Here is a 15,753-nt window from a genome sequence, read left to right as displayed (position 1 = left end):
CTTGCTCTATTGCCTTTTTATTTTTGTGGTATTTTATTTGTAAGCTAATGTTTCCGTACTTTAGCTAATATATAATGAATGTCAAAAGGCCAAATTACTACATTATGTTTTGATAGGATGTGGAACCATGGTTACCAGTATGACGGGCTATGGAAGAGAAGAAGCGGAAAACGAACAGGTCAGGGTTTTTGCTGAAATCAAGACCGTTAACCATCGTTTTTGTGAATATACGATTCGAATGCCGCGCCAGCTTTTGGTTTTGGAAGAAAAGGTGAAAAAGAAGGCGAATCAATACATAAGAAGGGGACGGGTGGAAATCTTCATAACAGTGGAAGGTGAGAGCCTGGTTTCCAAAAAGGTGAAGATCGATTGGGATCTTGCTGATCAATATGTGGGATTGATGGATGAAGTCAAGGGAAAATACAATCTGGAAAGTTCAATTACATTACAGGATATGCTGCAACTTGAATCGATTTTCATGACGGAAGAAGTACCTGTGGTTCCTGCCGATTTGGAATCCCTTTTAATGAAGGCCGTCACGGGGGCATTGGAAAATCTGAAAAAAATGCGGGATCTCGAAGGTCAGGAACTTGCCTCGGACATGAAACGCCAGCTTGAAAAGTTTGGTGAGATTGTAGCAGGAGTCAAAATGCATGCACCTTCAGTCGTCGAAAAATATAAAGCCCGATTGGAAATCAAACTGGCCGAGTTGACTGATGGTTTGATTGAAGATAGCCGTATTGTGACAGAAGCGGCCATTTTTGCAGATAAATGTGATATAAATGAAGAACTGACCAGACTCGATAGCCATTTACAGCAATTTTCAAGGACCCTTACCCATAGTGAACCAATTGGGAGGAAACTTGACTTCCTTGTCCAGGAAATGAATAGGGAAGTCAATACGATTGGATCAAAGGCAAATGATTCGGCCATTACGAAAGATGTGGTGGAAATGAAAAGTTTGCTTGAAAAATTAAAGGAACAGGTTCAAAATATCGAGTAGTCGGTTTATGATGAACCTAACAAGGTGACAATAGATATGAATGGGGGACAAAAATGTCAATTAAGCTCATTAATATTGGTTTTGGGAATATCGTTTCCGCGAACCGGATCGTATCCATCGTGAGCCCTGAATCGGCTCCGATAAAAAGGATCATCCAAGACGCCCGAGATCGCGGATCCTTAATAGATGCTACATATGGCAGAAGAACCAGGGCCGTTATAATTACAGACAGCGACCATGTTATCTTATCTGCCGTTCAACCGGAAACGGTTGCTGCAAGGCTACAAGATAGAGATGACAGCGTAGAAGAGGGGTAACTGAAACAATATGAGAGAAAAAGGTTTATTAATCGTTTTGTCCGGACCATCCGGTGTTGGTAAAGGAACTGTTAGGAAGGCGATTTTTTCTCAGCCAGGAACGGCATTCGAATATTCAATTTCGATGACGACAAGGCTGCCTCGCCATGGTGAAGTGGACGGAGTGGACTATTTCTTCAAAAAACGCGAGGAATTCGAAGCACTGATCGAAGAAGGCAAATTGCTGGAATATGCTGAGTTCGTCGGTAATTATTATGGAACACCCGTGGATTATGTCCGTGAAACAATCGATTCCGGAAAAGATGTATTTCTGGAAATAGAAGTTCAAGGAGCTAAACAGGTCCGGGAGAAGTTCCCTGAAGGACTTTTCATTTTCCTTGCTCCTCCGAGTTTGACCGAACTCGAAAGCCGCATCGTTACTCGCGGAACCGAGACGGAGGAAGCGATAAAAGGCCGGATGAAAGTGGCCAAGGAAGAAATAGAACTTATGGATCTGTATGATTATGTTGTTGAAAATGATCATGTGGATGCCGCATGTGCTAGAATTAATGCAATTGTAATAGCCGAGCATTGCCGTCGGGAAAGAGTTGCTGTTTTATATAAAAAAATGCTGGAGGCGGAATAAATTATGTTATATCCATCAATTGATTCTCTATTACTTAAAATCGATTCAAAATACTCACTTGTATCAGTGGCAGCTAAGCGTGCCAGGGAAATGCAAATTAAAGATAATTGCCTCATAACGAAACCGGTTTCCCATAAATCAGTAGGTCGTGCCCTTGAAGAGATTCATTCCGGTAAATTGACTTACGATAATTCTTACGAGGAAAACTAAAAGAACACATAGCTTGACCTATCGGGCCTGACACCCTAAAGCAAACAGGAGCGTTACATTTGGAAAGTGCTTCCTTTCTGCGGCCAAGGTGTCAGGCCTGTTTGTTTTGATTTTTTTAAAGTAATGTTTGGGGGAATCCATAGGTTATTGCGCATTTCAAATGAAATTTCTTCGGTTTTCCGTCATAATTAGAAAGAATAGAATGTATAGTTAGGGGAAATTTGCATGCTTATCGATAAAAAAGTACTTCTTTGTGTCACCGGCGGGATTGCTGTATATAAGGCTGCTGCCCTGACAAGTAAATTAACTCAGGAAGGTGCGCATGTTAAAGTGATCATGAGTGAATCAGCACGTAAGTTCGTGACGCCGCTCACCTTTCAAGCACTTTCGAGAAATGATGTGTACACAGATACTTTTGATGAGAAGGATTCTTCAGTCATTGCCCACATCGACTTGGCTGATTGGGCTGATATCATCCTGTTGGCTCCAGCTACAGCCAATGTCATTGGCAAAGTAGCCAATGGAATCGCGGATGATATGATCACGACCACCCTATTGGCAACGGAAGCACCTGTTTGGGTTGCGCCGGCAATGAACGTGCACATGTACGCACATCCAGCGGTTCAGAAAAATATGGAGACACTTCGGTCGTTTGGATATCAATTCATTGAACCGGGTGAAGGGTATTTGGCCTGCGGATATGTAGGGAAAGGGCGATTGGAGGAACCTGAAACAATCGTAGAACATCTTAATCAATATTTCAATGAACGCAAATTACAGCAACAGCCTCTTAAAGGAAAGAAATATTTAATCACGGCAGGACCGACACGTGAAGCGATTGATCCGGTGCGTTTTGTGACGAATCATTCCAGCGGCAAAATGGGCTATGCCTTAGCCGAAGCGGCAATTGAAATGGGCGCTGAGGTAACATTGATTACCGGCCCAGTGAACTTGACGCCACCTCCCAAGGCCAGAGTAATACCAGTGGAATCAGCAGCAGATATGTATGATGCGGTATTCGATCAGTTCGCTGCCAGTGATGTCGTAATCATGACGGCTGCTGTGGCGGATTATAAACCGAAGGTCTATCATACTCGAAAGATGAAAAAGCAGCCAGGGGAAAATGTGATTGAATTTGAACGGACAAAGGATATTCTAAAGGAACTCGGTGAAAATAAAACGCATCAGATTTTGGTGGGCTTTGCGGCTGAAACGAACAACGTTGAAGAATACGCAAGAGGAAAATTGGTCAAAAAGAATGCAGATATGATCGTTGCCAATAATGTTACCGTTGCAGGGGCAGGATTTGGAACGGATACGAACATCGTGACCATTTACGATAAAGATGGAAGTGCGACCGAACTTCCAAAAATGAGTAAAGCGGATATAGCTAAAAGCATCCTGGCAGAAGTATCTCGCAAGCAAAAGGAATGATGTCTTATGGATATAGCATCCGTCATCGTGGATGTACCTGCTAAACAAACGGATCGAGAATTCGACTATCGCATCCCTGAAAAGTGGAACCAAGTCATCAAGCCCGGAATGAGAGTCATCGTCCCATTCGGTCCAAGAATGGTGCAGGGGTTCGTCACAGGCTTAAAAGCTAAAAGCGACTTTGCGAAATTACGCTTTATAAAGGAACCAATGGATTTGGAGCCCATCATCAATGATGAATTGCTTCAGCTTGGTGACTGGTTGACCAAGGAGGCGATGTGTTTTAAAATTTCAGCGCTACAGGCCATGCTTCCGGCAGCGATGAAAGCAAAGTATGAAAAAGTCATTAAAGTAGTTGAAGATAAAAAGGACCAGATTCCTCCCTCCATTCAAAACCTTTTCGGAAAAAATGATTCACTATCTTGGAAAGACGTGATTGAAGGAGAGAATGCCTCCCTGGTCCAAAAGGAAATGCAAAATGGCAATCTTGAGCTCGAATACAATGTGAAAAACCGACTTAACAAGAAGACGGTCCGAGTCATTAAATCTTTGCTTTCCCCTATGGAACTGAAAGAAATGGCATCAGCCATATCCAGCCATGCAAAAAAACAACAGGAACTCCTTCAATACTTTATTGAACATCAAGAACCCATCCCGTTAAAGGAATTGCTTGAATTGATGAACACATCAAGCGGTACCGTCAAATCCCTAGTTTCAAAAGGGGCCTTGGCTGAAATGGATCAAGAAGTATACCGTGATCCTTATGAAAACCGTGTGTTCGAAAAATCCATTCCCTTTACACTGACAGCTGAACAAGCCGCTGCATTAAAGCCGATCCAAGAGAAAATACATCATGATGAACATGATGTCTTCCTTTTATATGGTGTAACCGGCAGCGGGAAGACGGAAGTGTATTTACAGGCAATTGCCTCTGTCATTGAAAAAGGGAAGGAAGCCATCATGCTTGTACCTGAAATCTCCTTGACGCCACAGACGGTGAAGAGGTTTAAGGAACGATTTGGGGAGCTGGTAGCTGTCATGCATAGCGGTTTATCCGTAGGTGAAAAATATGATGAATGGCGTAAAATTCACCGCAAAGAAGTAAAAGTGGTGGTCGGGGCGCGTTCTGCCGTGTTTGCTCCTTTTGAAAGCCTGGGGCTGGTCATCATTGACGAAGAGCATGAATCCAGTTATAAGCAAGAAGAAACACCAAGGTACCATGCTAGGGATGTTGCCATTGAAAGAGCAAAATCATATGGTTGTCCGGTTATTCTTGGCAGCGCCACACCTACACTTGAATCTTTTGCTCGAGCCAAGAAAAATGTCTATAAATTATTGACCCTTAGCCAGAGGATGAATAAAAATGCTTTGCCAGCAGTGGATATTGTAGATATGAGGGAAGAACTAAGAACGGGAAATCGTTCCATGTTTTCGGAGCTGCTCTTTACCAAGCTGAAAGACCGGCTTGAGAAGGGGGAGCAAACAGTCCTGATGCTAAATAAAAGGGGGCATTCTTCCTTTGTGATGTGTCGAAGCTGCGGATTGGTCATCAACTGCCCTAATTGTGACATTTCACTTACATATCATCGCTTTAATGATATAATGAAATGCCATTATTGTGGGTTTGAAGAGGGAATGCCTTCCGTTTGCCCTGAATGTGAAAGTGAACATATAAGGTTCTTTGGTACAGGGACTCAAAAGGTTGAAGAAGAGCTTGCAAAAATCCTGCCTGAAGCAAGGGTCATACGAATGGATGTTGACACGACGAGTAAGAAGGGTTCACATGAGCGATTGCTGAATGCCTTTGGTGAAGGAAAAGCGGATATATTGCTAGGCACCCAAATGATAGCCAAGGGCCTTGATTTTCCTAATATCACTCTTGTTGGAGTCCTTTCAGCCGATACGATGCTACATCTGCCTGATTTCCGCTCTTCGGAAAAGACATTTCAGCTGCTGACGCAGGTCAGCGGAAGGGCGGGACGTCATCAGCTTCCGGGAGAAGTGGTCATCCAAACCTATACGCCTGAGCACTACAGCATCGAGCTTTCTGCCCTGCAGGATTATGATGCTTTTTATGAACGGGAGATGTATCTAAGGAGGCAAAGTCATTACCCTCCATATTATTATGTTGTCCTTATAACCGTTTCACATGAAGATTTAATGAAGACGGTGAGTGTTACTGAGAAAATCACCAATTATTTAGGCTCGCGATTGAATCGGGATTCTGTCGTACTAGGTCCGGTTGCTTCGCCCATTAGTCGAATCAACAATAGATATCGCTATCAATGTCTGATAAAATACAAACGAGAGCCGGACCTGAATCAGCATTTACGCACACTTTTAGAGCATTACCAAAAAGAAACCGCTCAAAATCATCTGCAGATTTCAATAGATTTAAATCCACAGATCATGATGTAATTATTTTAGAGATGGATGATTACCGCGAGCTGTAACAGCTTGCGTTTTTATATAATGAAGTGTTGTTTTTCATATCTAGGAGGGTACCTTTAATTTTGGCTATTTTACCGATTGTTTTGTTTCCTGAAAAAATTTTACAACAAAAATGCGATAAAGTAACAAGTTTTGATAAAAAGTTGGCAAAGCTGTTAAATAACATGTATGAAACGATGGTGGAGGCGGATGGCGTTGGACTTGCAGCACCTCAAGTTGGCGTGAAAAAGCAAGTGGCCGTCGTTGAAATAGAGGAAGGATCAGGTGCAATCGAACTGATTAATCCGGAAGTGCTGGAATTGGAAGGAGAACAGACAGGTGTTGAAGGATGCTTGAGCTTCCCGAGTTTATATGGTGAAGTAGTGCGTCCTTACCGTGTCAAAGTCCGGGCACAAGACCGAAAAGGATCTTATTTCGAGATAGAAGCGGAGGATTTCCTTGCAAGGGCCCTTCTACACGAAATCGATCATCTGCAAGGAGTCTTATTTACAAGTAAGGTTTCCCGGTATATTTCGGAAGAAGAGTTAGAAAGGTATGGAGAAGAATGACAAAAATAATTTTTATGGGTACACCGGACTTTTCGGTGCCGGTATTGAAAAGAATCATTGATGAAGGGTATGATGTGATCGCTGTTGTCACACAGCCAGATCGTCCAGTGGGCCGCAAAAAGGTGCTTACGCCGCCGCCAGTTAAAGTCGAAGCCGAAAAGCATGGGATACCCGTTTATCAGCCTGAAAAAATCCGGGAAAAAGAAGAACTTGAAAAAATCATTGCATTGAATGCTGATTTAGTGGTGACGGCGGCATTCGGACAAATTCTTCCGAATGAATTGTTGGATGCCCCTAAGTACGGTTGTATTAATGTACATGCCTCCCTGCTTCCTGAACTGCGTGGAGGGGCGCCAATTCATTATTCCATTTTACAGGGGAAAGAAAAGACAGGGATAACCATCATGTATATGGCAGAAAAATTGGATGCCGGTGATATATTGACTCAGGCGGAAGTTACTATAGAGGAAGAAGACAATGTTGGTACACTGCATGATAAATTAAGTAAGGTAGGATCGGATTTACTTGCGGAGACACTTCCGAAACTTATAAATGAAGAGTTACAGGCAATCAAGCAAGATGATGCTAAAGCATCTTTTGCGCCTAACATCAAACGGTCGGAGGAAAAAATCGACTGGTCGAAATCAGGGGAAGACATCTATAACCATGTACGCGGCCTGAATCCTTGGCCTGTTGCTTATACAACCTTAGACGGTTCCATTATAAAAATATGGCAAGTAAAGAAATTAGAAGCTGGCAAGCAGGCCTTGCCGGGCACGATCGTTGAGGTGCAAAATGATGGTTTCATCGTTTCGACAGGCAATGAGACGGCAATACTAGTAACAGAACTGCAGCCTTCAGGAAAGAAAAAAATGCCGGCGAAAGATTACTTGCGCGGAGCCGGATCGTTCATTAAAGCAGGCATGAAGTTAGGAGAACAGAATGAAGCAAACTAAAAAGGGAGTACGTGAAATCGCTCTCGATATTTTGGAATCTGTAGAGAAAAACCAATCCTACAGTAACCTATTATTGAACAACTTGATTAAAAAGCACCAGTTATCCGCCGTGGACAGCGGTTTGCTTACAGAGATAAGCTACGGTACCATCCAGAGGAAAATGACTTTGGATTATTTTTTGAACCCGTTTATTAAACAACCTAAAAAAACGCAAAGCTGGGTCATCAATTTACTTAGACTTTCCGTTTACCAAATGGTCTATTTAGATAAAGTGCCTGATCATGCAATCATTTTCGAGGCCGTAGAAATTTCCAAAAAGCGCGGACACAAGGGCACCTCTTCGATGGTCAATGGTGTGCTTCGTAATATTCAAAGAAATGGTGTTCCTTCTTTAGAGGAAATTAAAAATGATCTGGAACGGCTTTCCATAGAAGTGAGTCATCCTATTTGGCTGGTCCAGCGTTGGGTAGAGCAATTTGGCTATGAAAAAACCAAGGAAATGTGTGAAATCAACTTAACTGCGCCATTACAGACAGGACGTGTTAACTTAAAAAAGATCTCACGCCGTGAACTGATCAGCATATTAACGGAAGAAGGATATGATGTTGAAGCGAGTGAAGTCGTTCCCGAAGCAATCGTCAGCTATAAAGGGAATCTTGCTCATTCAGAAAGCTATAAAATGGGGTATTTATCGATTCAGGACGAGAGTTCAATGCTAGTTGCCCATGCATTGGGTGCGAATGAAAATGATGCTGTGCTCGATTGCTGTGCTGCACCTGGAGGGAAAACGACCCATATCGCAGAAGGCTTGACCACAGGACAAGTATATGCACTCGACCTTCATGAACATAAGGTCAAGCTAATTAAAGAGCAGGCGGAGCGCCTAAAACTCAGAAACAATATTAAGACAATGGCCCTTGATAGCAGAAAAGTGCAAGAGCACTTTAATAAGGAAGGGTTTGACAGGGTCCTGATCGATGCACCATGTTCCGGGTTGGGAGTCATGCGCCGGAAACCTGATGTAAAGTATACTAAAACAAAAGATGATATAATGAAACTCTCAAGTATACAACAACAATTATTGGAATCGGCTGCCCCGCTTGTTAAGCAAGGAGGACGGTTAGTATATAGTACCTGTACGGTGGATAAAGAAGAAAATGACAAAGTCGCTGCAGCATTTTTGGAAAGCCATCCGGATTTTGAAAGCGATGCAACCTTGTCCACAAGAATGCCTGAAAGCGTTCAGCCATATATCGAGGGTCATACGCTGCAAGTTTTTCCGCAATATTTTAGCAGTGACGGATTCTTTATTGCGAGTTTTAGAAAGAAGGTGCTGTAATGGCAGAAATCACTAAATCATCTAGAGTAAGAAAAGACACGACACCAGAAAAACCATCGATCTACTCATTGGAGCTTCACCAAATTAAAGAATGGCTTCTTCAAAATGGAGAGAAGGCATTCCGGGCCGAGCAAGTATATGACTGGCTATATAAAAAGCGTGTCTCCAGTTTTGAAGATATGTCCAACCTTTCGAAATCATTACGGGATAAGTTGGAGTCGCAATTCACCTTCACAACATTGAAGACTTTGATTCAGCAAACGTCCAATGACGGAACGATGAAGTTTTTATTTGAACTCCAAGATGGATATTCGATTGAAACGGTGCTGATGCGTCATGAATACGGAAACTCCATTTGCGTGACAACGCAGGTAGGATGCAGAATTGGCTGTACATTCTGTGCTTCGACACTTGGCGGTTTAAAGCGGAATCTTGAATCAGGGGAAATTGTTGCCCAGGTCGTTAAAGTTCAGCAAGCACTTGATGAGTCGGAAGAGCGTGTTAGTTCCGTCGTTATCATGGGAATTGGTGAACCGTTTGATAACTACGATAATATGATGTCATTCTTGAAGAATATAAACCATGAAAAGGGCTTGAACATCGGGGCCCGTCATATTACCGTTTCCACAAGTGGAATCATTCCTAAAATCTATAAGTTTGCCGAAGAAAGCATGCAAATAAACTTTGCTGTTTCCCTTCATGCACCGAATACGGAATTGAGAAGTAAATTGATGCCGATCAATAAGGCCTACAAACTTCCAGACCTGATTGAGGCCATCAAATACTATACAGAAAAAACAGGCCGCCGTGTAAGTTTTGAATATGGTCTATTCGGTGGCGAAAATGATTCAGTGGAGCACGCTGAAGAATTAGCAGCTTTAATAAAAGAGATAAAATGCCATGTGAACTTAATACCGGTTAACTATGTACCGGAACGCAACTATGTACGAACACCTCGGGACCAGATTTTTGAGTTTGAAAAAACATTGAAGAAGCGCGGAATTAATGTAACGATCCGAAGGGAACAAGGCAGTGATATTGACGCAGCCTGCGGCCAGCTTCGGGCCAAGGAGCGCAAAGAAGAGACGAGGTGACCCTATGAGGGCAATATTTAAGACAGACCGTGGAAAAGTCCGCCAGCATAATGAAGATAATGGCGGAATCTTTAAGAACTCGGAAGGCGTTCGCCTTGCCATCGTTGCAGATGGCATGGGCGGCCACCGTGCCGGGGATGTAGCCAGTGCAATGACGATAGACCTTTTGAAAAAGGGCTGGGAAGTATCCACCGGAATCGAAACGGCAAATGATGCCGAAGATTGGCTTAAGCAGCAAATCTTCACGGTCAATCAGTTGCTTTTTGAACATGCAGAAGCGAATACGGAATGTAAGGGCATGGGGACCACCATTGTTGCAGCCATTTGCACCGACAAGTTTGCTACCATTGCCAACATCGGGGACAGCCGGTGTTATTTGTATAATGAGAGTGGTTTTAAGCAGGTCACGGAAGATCATTCACTCGTTAACGAATTGGTCCGTTCCGGTCAGATTTCGAAAGAAGATGCCGAAAACCATCCACGGAAAAATGTTTTATTACGAGCCTTGGGGACAGAAATGCAAGTGGAAATGGACATTATGACGGTCATCTTCGAAGAAAATGATTTACTATTGCTTTGTTCGGACGGATTGACGAATAAAGTGAGTGAACTGGAACTGGAAGAAACGGTAACCAATGCACAGTCACTTGAAGAAAAGGCGAATTCATTAATAGATAAGGCCAATCACTACGGTGGGGAAGATAATATCACTCTTGTGCTTGTTCAATTTACTGAAGAAAGTGAAAGCAGGTGAATTGAATGTTGATTGGCAGAAGGATCAACGGCCGTTATAAACTGATCCAGATGGTCGGCGGCGGCGGTATGGCTAATGTTTACCTTGCAAGGGATATGATCTTGGATAGGGATGTTGCATTGAAAATCCTTCGCATGGATTTTAATAATGACGAAGAGTTCATCAAGCGCTTCAATCGGGAAGCCCAATCGGCAACCAGTTTGGCCCATCCCAATATCGTAAGTATTTATGATGTTGGTGAAGAAGATTCCATCTATTATATTGTAATGGAATACGTTGACGGTTTTACACTTAAGCAATACATACAAAAATATTATCCAATTCCAGTTGATGAAGCCTTGGATATCATGAGGCAAATCACGGCAGCGATTTCCCATGCCCATCATAATGGGATCATCCATCGTGACATCAAACCACAGAACATTTTGATTGATAAGGAAGGAACCGTCAAGATTACGGACTTTGGGATTGCATTGGCCCTAAGTGCAACAAACATAACGCAGACCAACGCAGTCTTGGGTTCGGTTCATTATTTATCTCCGGAACAGGCCAGAGGCGGTATGGCCAATAAGAAATCGGACATTTATTCACTTGGCATCGTCATGTTTGAATTGTTGACGGGAAGATTGCCTTTTTCGGGTGAATCAGCCGTGTCGATAGCTCTTAAACATTTACAATCGGAAACTCCTTCACCAAAACGCTGGAATTCTGAAATACCCCAGAGTGTGGAAAATATTATCTTGAAAGCGACAGCCAAAGATTCATATTACCGCTATGAGAGTGTGGACTCGATGGAGGATGATATACGGACGTCGCTTAATCCGGAGCGTTCAAATGAACTTCCTTTTGCGATTCCTGAAGATCATGATGCAACAAAAGCCATCCCCGTCATAACGGATGATCAGCTTTCAAGCATCGACGAGACAATCATAAGGGGTCCCGAAAAAAATACGTTAGTTTATGCGGACGATGAGGAAAGTGAATCAGAAGCAGAGAATAATTCAAAAAAGAAACAGAAGAAACAAAAGAAACAGAAAAAACAAAAAAACAAGTCGGAACACAAAGGTAAAAAGCGAAAGAACATGCCTGCGATCTTGGTGACCACCTTTTTAGTTCTCGCACTGCTTGCTGTTTTATCTGTCACAGTTTTACCTCCCCTTCTTGTCTCGAAGGAAGTGACGATCCCTGACCTTAAAGGGGAAGAATTGGATGACGCCATTACTGAATTGCTTGAAATGGATTTGGAAATTGGAGAGACGATCGAGATTGAAGATGAAGAGGTTGAAGCTGGTCTTGTGATCAAAACCAATCCTAAGGAAGGTAAGACGGTCAAGGAAGGTGCAGTGATCGATATTTATCAAAGCGTTGGTAAAGAGACGATTTCATTGTCCAGCTATGAAGGTCGAGATTACTCTGATGTTAAATCCCTGCTTGAAAAAATGGGATTCAAAAACATAAGCGTTACTGAAAAATATGATGACAGTGCTCCAGGCACGATCATAGATCAATCTCCCTCGGGTGCCACTGAGGTCGTACCATCCGAAACGGAGCTTGAGCTGACGGTCAGTAAAGGGGCAGATCTGTTGAGCTTGAAGAACTTAACGGGGTTCAATAAAGCTGCCCTTGATGATTATTCCAGTGAAAGTGGAATAAAGATCGATGTCGAAGAAGAAATCTATGATGATTCCGTAGCGGAGGGGCTTGTCATTTCCCAGTCACCGGAACCTGCTACGAAGGTGGAAAAGGGCAGTACTGTGAAAGTGGTCATTTCAAAAGGGAAAGAAGAGATTCCGCCCAAGAGTGTAACGGAGGAAGTCAAAATCGAGTATGATCCGGTTGAGCCAGGCAAATCACAAAAAATCCAAATTTTCATCGAGGATATCGACAATAGCATGACGGAGCCTCAAGAAACATTCTATATATTGCAAGATGCGAAGAGAACGATCGAATTAATGGTTTCCCCGGATAAGAAAGCAGGATATAAAATCATGAGGGACAATCAGGTCATCATTGACGAATCCGTCTCATATCCAGAATAAATTTAATAATTAGGAGTGTGGTTATGCCCGAAGGAAAAATTATCAAAGCATTAAGTGGATTTTATTATGTCCTTGATGGTGAAGAGGTCTATCAATGCCGTGGAAGGGGCCTGTTCAGGAAGAATAAGGTAACCCCGCTCGTTGGTGATTATGTTGTTTTTGAAGCGGAAAATAAAACGGACGGGACCGTGACCGAAATAAAACCTCGAAAGAATGAATTGATACGTCCGCAAATCTCGAATGTAGACCAGGCAATCCTTGTCTTTTCGGCAGTGGAACCTGATTTCAGTCCGGCCTTGCTTGATCGATTTCTCGTATTGATCGAAGATAACGAAATCGAACCGATTATCGTCGTGACGAAACTGGACTTGGTTACAGCTGAAAATCAAAAGAATTTGTCTCAGTATATCAAGGACTATCAGAAACTTGGCTATACTGTACTGGAGACATCTTCCGTTACCGCCGGAGGGATTGAAGAACTAGTGCCGTATTTAGAAGGAAAAACCAGTGTATTTGCGGGTCAGTCCGGTGTTGGGAAATCGTCTTTGCTGAATGCGATCAATCCGGAATTGGCTTTAAAGACGGATGATATTTCTTCACACCTGGGACGCGGGAAGCATACGACCCGGCACGTTGAATTGATCCATATTGGCTCTGGACTTGTCGCGGATACTCCAGGGTTCAGTTCACTTGAATTCATGGAAATGGAAGCTGAACGGCTATCCTATTGCTTCCCGGAAATGCATAAGCATGGGGAAGACTGTAAATTCAGGGCCTGTCTCCACGATAAAGAACCGAAATGTGCAGTGAAGGAAGCGGTTGATTCCGGGGAAATTCCCCGTTATCGATACGAGCATTATATGCAATTCTTAGAAGAAATAAGAGATAGAAAGCCGAGGTATTAAAATGGTTAAAATCGCACCATCCATTTTATCAGCTGACTTTGCAAAATTGGGAGAAGAAATTCTTGATGTGGAAAGGGGCGGAGCGGATTTGATCCATGTGGATGTCATGGATGGGCATTTCGTGCCGAATATAACGATAGGCTCACTAATTGTTGATGCTATCCGCCCAGTAACGAAGCTTCCGCTTGATGTTCATTTAATGATCGAACAACCTGATCGTTATATCGAGTCCTTTGCGAAAGCGGGAGCTGATTATATAACTGTACATGTAGAGGCCTGCACACATTTGCATCGAACGGTTCAATTGATCAAATCTTTTGGTGTAAAGGCAGGCGTGGTGCTTAATCCAGCCACTCCGGCTTCCTTGATACAACCTATAATCGAAGATATTGACATGGTATTGTTGATGACGGTTAATCCGGGTTTTGGGGGGCAAAAGTTCATTAAATCCGTTCTTCCGAAAATTGCCGAAGTGAAGGCGATGGCAGGAATGTATAATCAAAATCTCGAGATAGAGATTGATGGTGGAGTAAATGAAGAAACGGCTAAACTATGTATTGAACAAGGGGCGACAATCCTGGTGGCCGGTTCGGCAATATATGATCAGGAAGATCGACACGCAGCGATTCAAAAGATTCGGGGAAAGTGATATAAGCCGACACTATCATATTCATATGATGGTGATCGGCTTTTTTTATCAATTAAACTAAGGCACCTTGGATATGATTTTTATTTGGAAAAGGATGATTTCGATGATTATCAGTATAATGGCTGGAGGTCCGGAATGTTTTTGGCCGGATTTGACATGGTATAAGGAGAAGACAGATCTTTGGGTCGGGGTTGACAGGGGAGTATGGTCTCTGCTTGAAAAAGGTATCGAACCTAAGTACGGTTTTGGGGATTTTGATTCGGTTTCGGAAGGTGAATACGAAAAGATTGAGCAAATGCTGGAAGAAATCAATCTTTATTCCTCGGAAAAGGATGAAACGGATTTAGAAATCGCATTTAAATGGGCAATGGGGCAAAAGCCAAGAGAAATTCACATTCTGGGCGCAACAGGGGGAAGAATGGACCATTTTCTCGGGAATATCCAGCTGCTCCAAAAAGAAAGTGTCCTCCCTCATCATGGTGATATGGATATATACATAGTCGATCGGCAAAATATAATCACAGTAAAGACAGCAGGTTCATATAAGGTCACTGCTTTGAAAGATAAGAAATACTTGTCCTTGCTCCCAGTAAACGCTGAAGTCACCGGCATTACTCTTTCGGGTTTCAAATATCCGCTGGACGGTGCAAGCTTGGAAATGGGTTCGACGCTTTGCATCAGCAATGAACTAATTTCCGAATCTGGGAATGTTTCATTTGAGAAAGGCATATTAATGGTGATAAGAAGCAGTGATTAAAATTCATGCTTAGAGCAGATTCGGATATAATTACGATCATCCTATATCCGCTTAAAAGCTTATGTTGTAATAGAAAAATTCCACTTCATCTTTAATTGTGGGATGCAAAGAGGAGGGGCATGATGAAATTTTATACGATTAAATTGCCAAAAGTTCTGGGCAGTTTGGTAAGGGCTATGCTCGGAGCGTTTAAAAAAGGCTGATACTTATCTCCATGACACCTCTCAAATTAAGGGAGGTGTTATTTTTTAGTTAAATAGGGCGGCCATCCATTAATGGGTGAAGGCATCCTTCTTGATGCAGACTGGACCTGGTCAAGGATTTGAAACCATCCCCATTAAATACCGGCCATTACAAGTAAAAAGGCATCCTAAGAGGATGCCGTAACATTATACGCGTTCTACTTTGCCCGATTTAAGAGCTCTTGCAGAAACGTATACACGTTTAGGTTTACCGTCAACTAAAATACGTACTTTTTGAAGGTTAGCGCCCCATGTACGCTTGCTAGCGTTCATTGCGTGAGAGCGGCTGTTACCAGAACGAGTTCTTCTTCCAGTGATTACACATTTACGTGCCATGTCAAATTCCCTCCTAACTACAACAAGCTTAAGTTTTTCGCAGTCGTCTTAAGTCTTTGTAAAATACTTTAATAATTTATCATACCTACCGCTA

17 protein-coding genes are annotated in these 15,753 nt (G+C 42.7%); 16 read left to right on the top strand and 1 reads right to left on the bottom strand.

Annotation, left to right across the window (positions count from 1 at the left end; genetic code table 11):
* Positions 1–127: 127 nt before the first annotated feature.
* From AC3WLU_RS10700 to spoVM, 16 genes are all read left to right on the top strand, one after another.
* Positions 128–1,003 carry a YicC/YloC family endoribonuclease gene (locus AC3WLU_RS10700; RefSeq protein WP_264640660.1) on the top strand — a complete coding sequence of 292 codons (876 nt, stop codon included), beginning with the start codon at positions 128–130 and terminating at the stop codon, positions 1,001–1,003.
* Positions 1,004–1,056: 53 nt separating this feature from the next.
* Entirely contained in the window at positions 1,057–1,320 is a 264-nt protein-coding gene (gene remA, locus AC3WLU_RS10695; RefSeq protein WP_034313813.1) for an extracellular matrix/biofilm regulator RemA, read from the top strand.
* A gap of 10 nt (positions 1,321–1,330) precedes the next feature.
* Entirely contained in the window at positions 1,331–1,945 is a 615-nt protein-coding gene (gene gmk / locus AC3WLU_RS10690; RefSeq protein WP_034313809.1) for a guanylate kinase, read from the top strand.
* 3 nt (positions 1,946–1,948) lie between these two features.
* On the top strand, positions 1,949–2,155 hold the full coding sequence (gene rpoZ, locus AC3WLU_RS10685; RefSeq protein WP_101224607.1) for a DNA-directed RNA polymerase subunit omega: 207 nt from the start codon (positions 1,949–1,951) through the stop codon (positions 2,153–2,155).
* A 225-nt stretch (positions 2,156–2,380) separates the two neighbouring features.
* A complete protein-coding gene (gene coaBC, locus AC3WLU_RS10680) occupies positions 2,381–3,589 on the top strand; it encodes a bifunctional phosphopantothenoylcysteine decarboxylase/phosphopantothenate--cysteine ligase CoaBC (RefSeq protein ID WP_492597249.1) in 1,209 nt (402 codons plus the stop codon).
* A 6-nt stretch (positions 3,590–3,595) separates the two neighbouring features.
* Positions 3,596–6,007 carry a primosomal protein N' gene (gene priA, locus AC3WLU_RS10675; protein ID WP_492597248.1) on the top strand — a complete coding sequence of 804 codons (2,412 nt, stop codon included), beginning with the start codon at positions 3,596–3,598 and terminating at the stop codon, positions 6,005–6,007.
* Between the two features lie 95 nt (positions 6,008–6,102).
* Positions 6,103–6,588: a peptide deformylase gene (def, locus tag AC3WLU_RS10670; RefSeq protein ID WP_034313798.1), complete on the top strand. Its 486-nt coding sequence runs from the start codon at positions 6,103–6,105 to the stop codon at positions 6,586–6,588.
* Positions 6,585–7,544 carry a methionyl-tRNA formyltransferase gene (gene fmt / locus AC3WLU_RS10665; protein WP_413008743.1) on the top strand — a complete coding sequence of 320 codons (960 nt, stop codon included), beginning with the start codon at positions 6,585–6,587 and terminating at the stop codon, positions 7,542–7,544. The genes def and fmt overlap by 4 nt, the downstream gene beginning before the upstream one ends.
* Positions 7,531–8,883, top strand: coding sequence for a 16S rRNA (cytosine(967)-C(5))-methyltransferase RsmB (rsmB, locus tag AC3WLU_RS10660; RefSeq protein WP_057278424.1), 1,353 nt, complete (start codon positions 7,531–7,533; stop codon positions 8,881–8,883). The genes fmt and rsmB overlap by 14 nt, the downstream gene beginning before the upstream one ends.
* Entirely contained in the window at positions 8,883–9,977 is a 1,095-nt protein-coding gene (gene rlmN / locus AC3WLU_RS10655; protein WP_413008745.1) for a dual-specificity RNA methyltransferase RlmN, read from the top strand. The genes rsmB and rlmN overlap by 1 nt, the downstream gene beginning before the upstream one ends.
* Before the next feature lie 4 nt (positions 9,978–9,981).
* A complete protein-coding gene (locus tag AC3WLU_RS10650; protein ID WP_034313784.1) occupies positions 9,982–10,731 on the top strand; it encodes a Stp1/IreP family PP2C-type Ser/Thr phosphatase in 750 nt (249 codons plus the stop codon).
* 5 nt (positions 10,732–10,736) lie between these two features.
* Positions 10,737–12,770, top strand: coding sequence for a Stk1 family PASTA domain-containing Ser/Thr kinase (gene pknB, locus AC3WLU_RS10645; RefSeq protein WP_492597247.1), 2,034 nt, complete (start codon positions 10,737–10,739; stop codon positions 12,768–12,770).
* 23 nt (positions 12,771–12,793) lie between these two features.
* Positions 12,794–13,675 (top strand): ribosome small subunit-dependent GTPase A, encoded by an 882-nt coding sequence (gene rsgA / locus AC3WLU_RS10640; RefSeq protein ID WP_492597246.1) that lies wholly within the window; start codon positions 12,794–12,796, stop codon positions 13,673–13,675.
* Between the two features lies 1 nt (position 13,676).
* Positions 13,677–14,324 carry a ribulose-phosphate 3-epimerase gene (gene rpe / locus AC3WLU_RS10635; protein ID WP_098184658.1) on the top strand — a complete coding sequence of 216 codons (648 nt, stop codon included), beginning with the start codon at positions 13,677–13,679 and terminating at the stop codon, positions 14,322–14,324.
* 103 nt (positions 14,325–14,427) lie between these two features.
* A complete protein-coding gene (locus AC3WLU_RS10630) occupies positions 14,428–15,081 on the top strand; it encodes a thiamine diphosphokinase (RefSeq protein WP_063591674.1) in 654 nt (217 codons plus the stop codon).
* Between the two features lie 122 nt (positions 15,082–15,203).
* The gene (gene spoVM / locus AC3WLU_RS10625) at positions 15,204–15,284 is read left to right on the top strand and encodes a stage V sporulation protein SpoVM (protein WP_034313769.1); all 81 of its coding nucleotides are present in this window, start codon (positions 15,204–15,206) and stop codon (positions 15,282–15,284) included.
* Positions 15,285–15,470: 186 nt separating this feature from the next.
* Here the strand turns inward: spoVM and rpmB are convergent, their stop codons facing one another.
* Positions 15,471–15,659, bottom strand: coding sequence for a 50S ribosomal protein L28 (gene rpmB, locus AC3WLU_RS10620; RefSeq protein WP_034313767.1), 189 nt, complete (start codon positions 15,657–15,659; stop codon positions 15,471–15,473).
* Positions 15,660–15,753 lie beyond the last annotated feature (94 nt).

It is taken from the genome of Peribacillus sp. FW305-BF15, assembly GCF_058783805.1.
The sequence above is the reverse complement of the archived record's forward strand: the minus strand, read 5'-3'. Positions and strand labels throughout refer to the sequence as shown.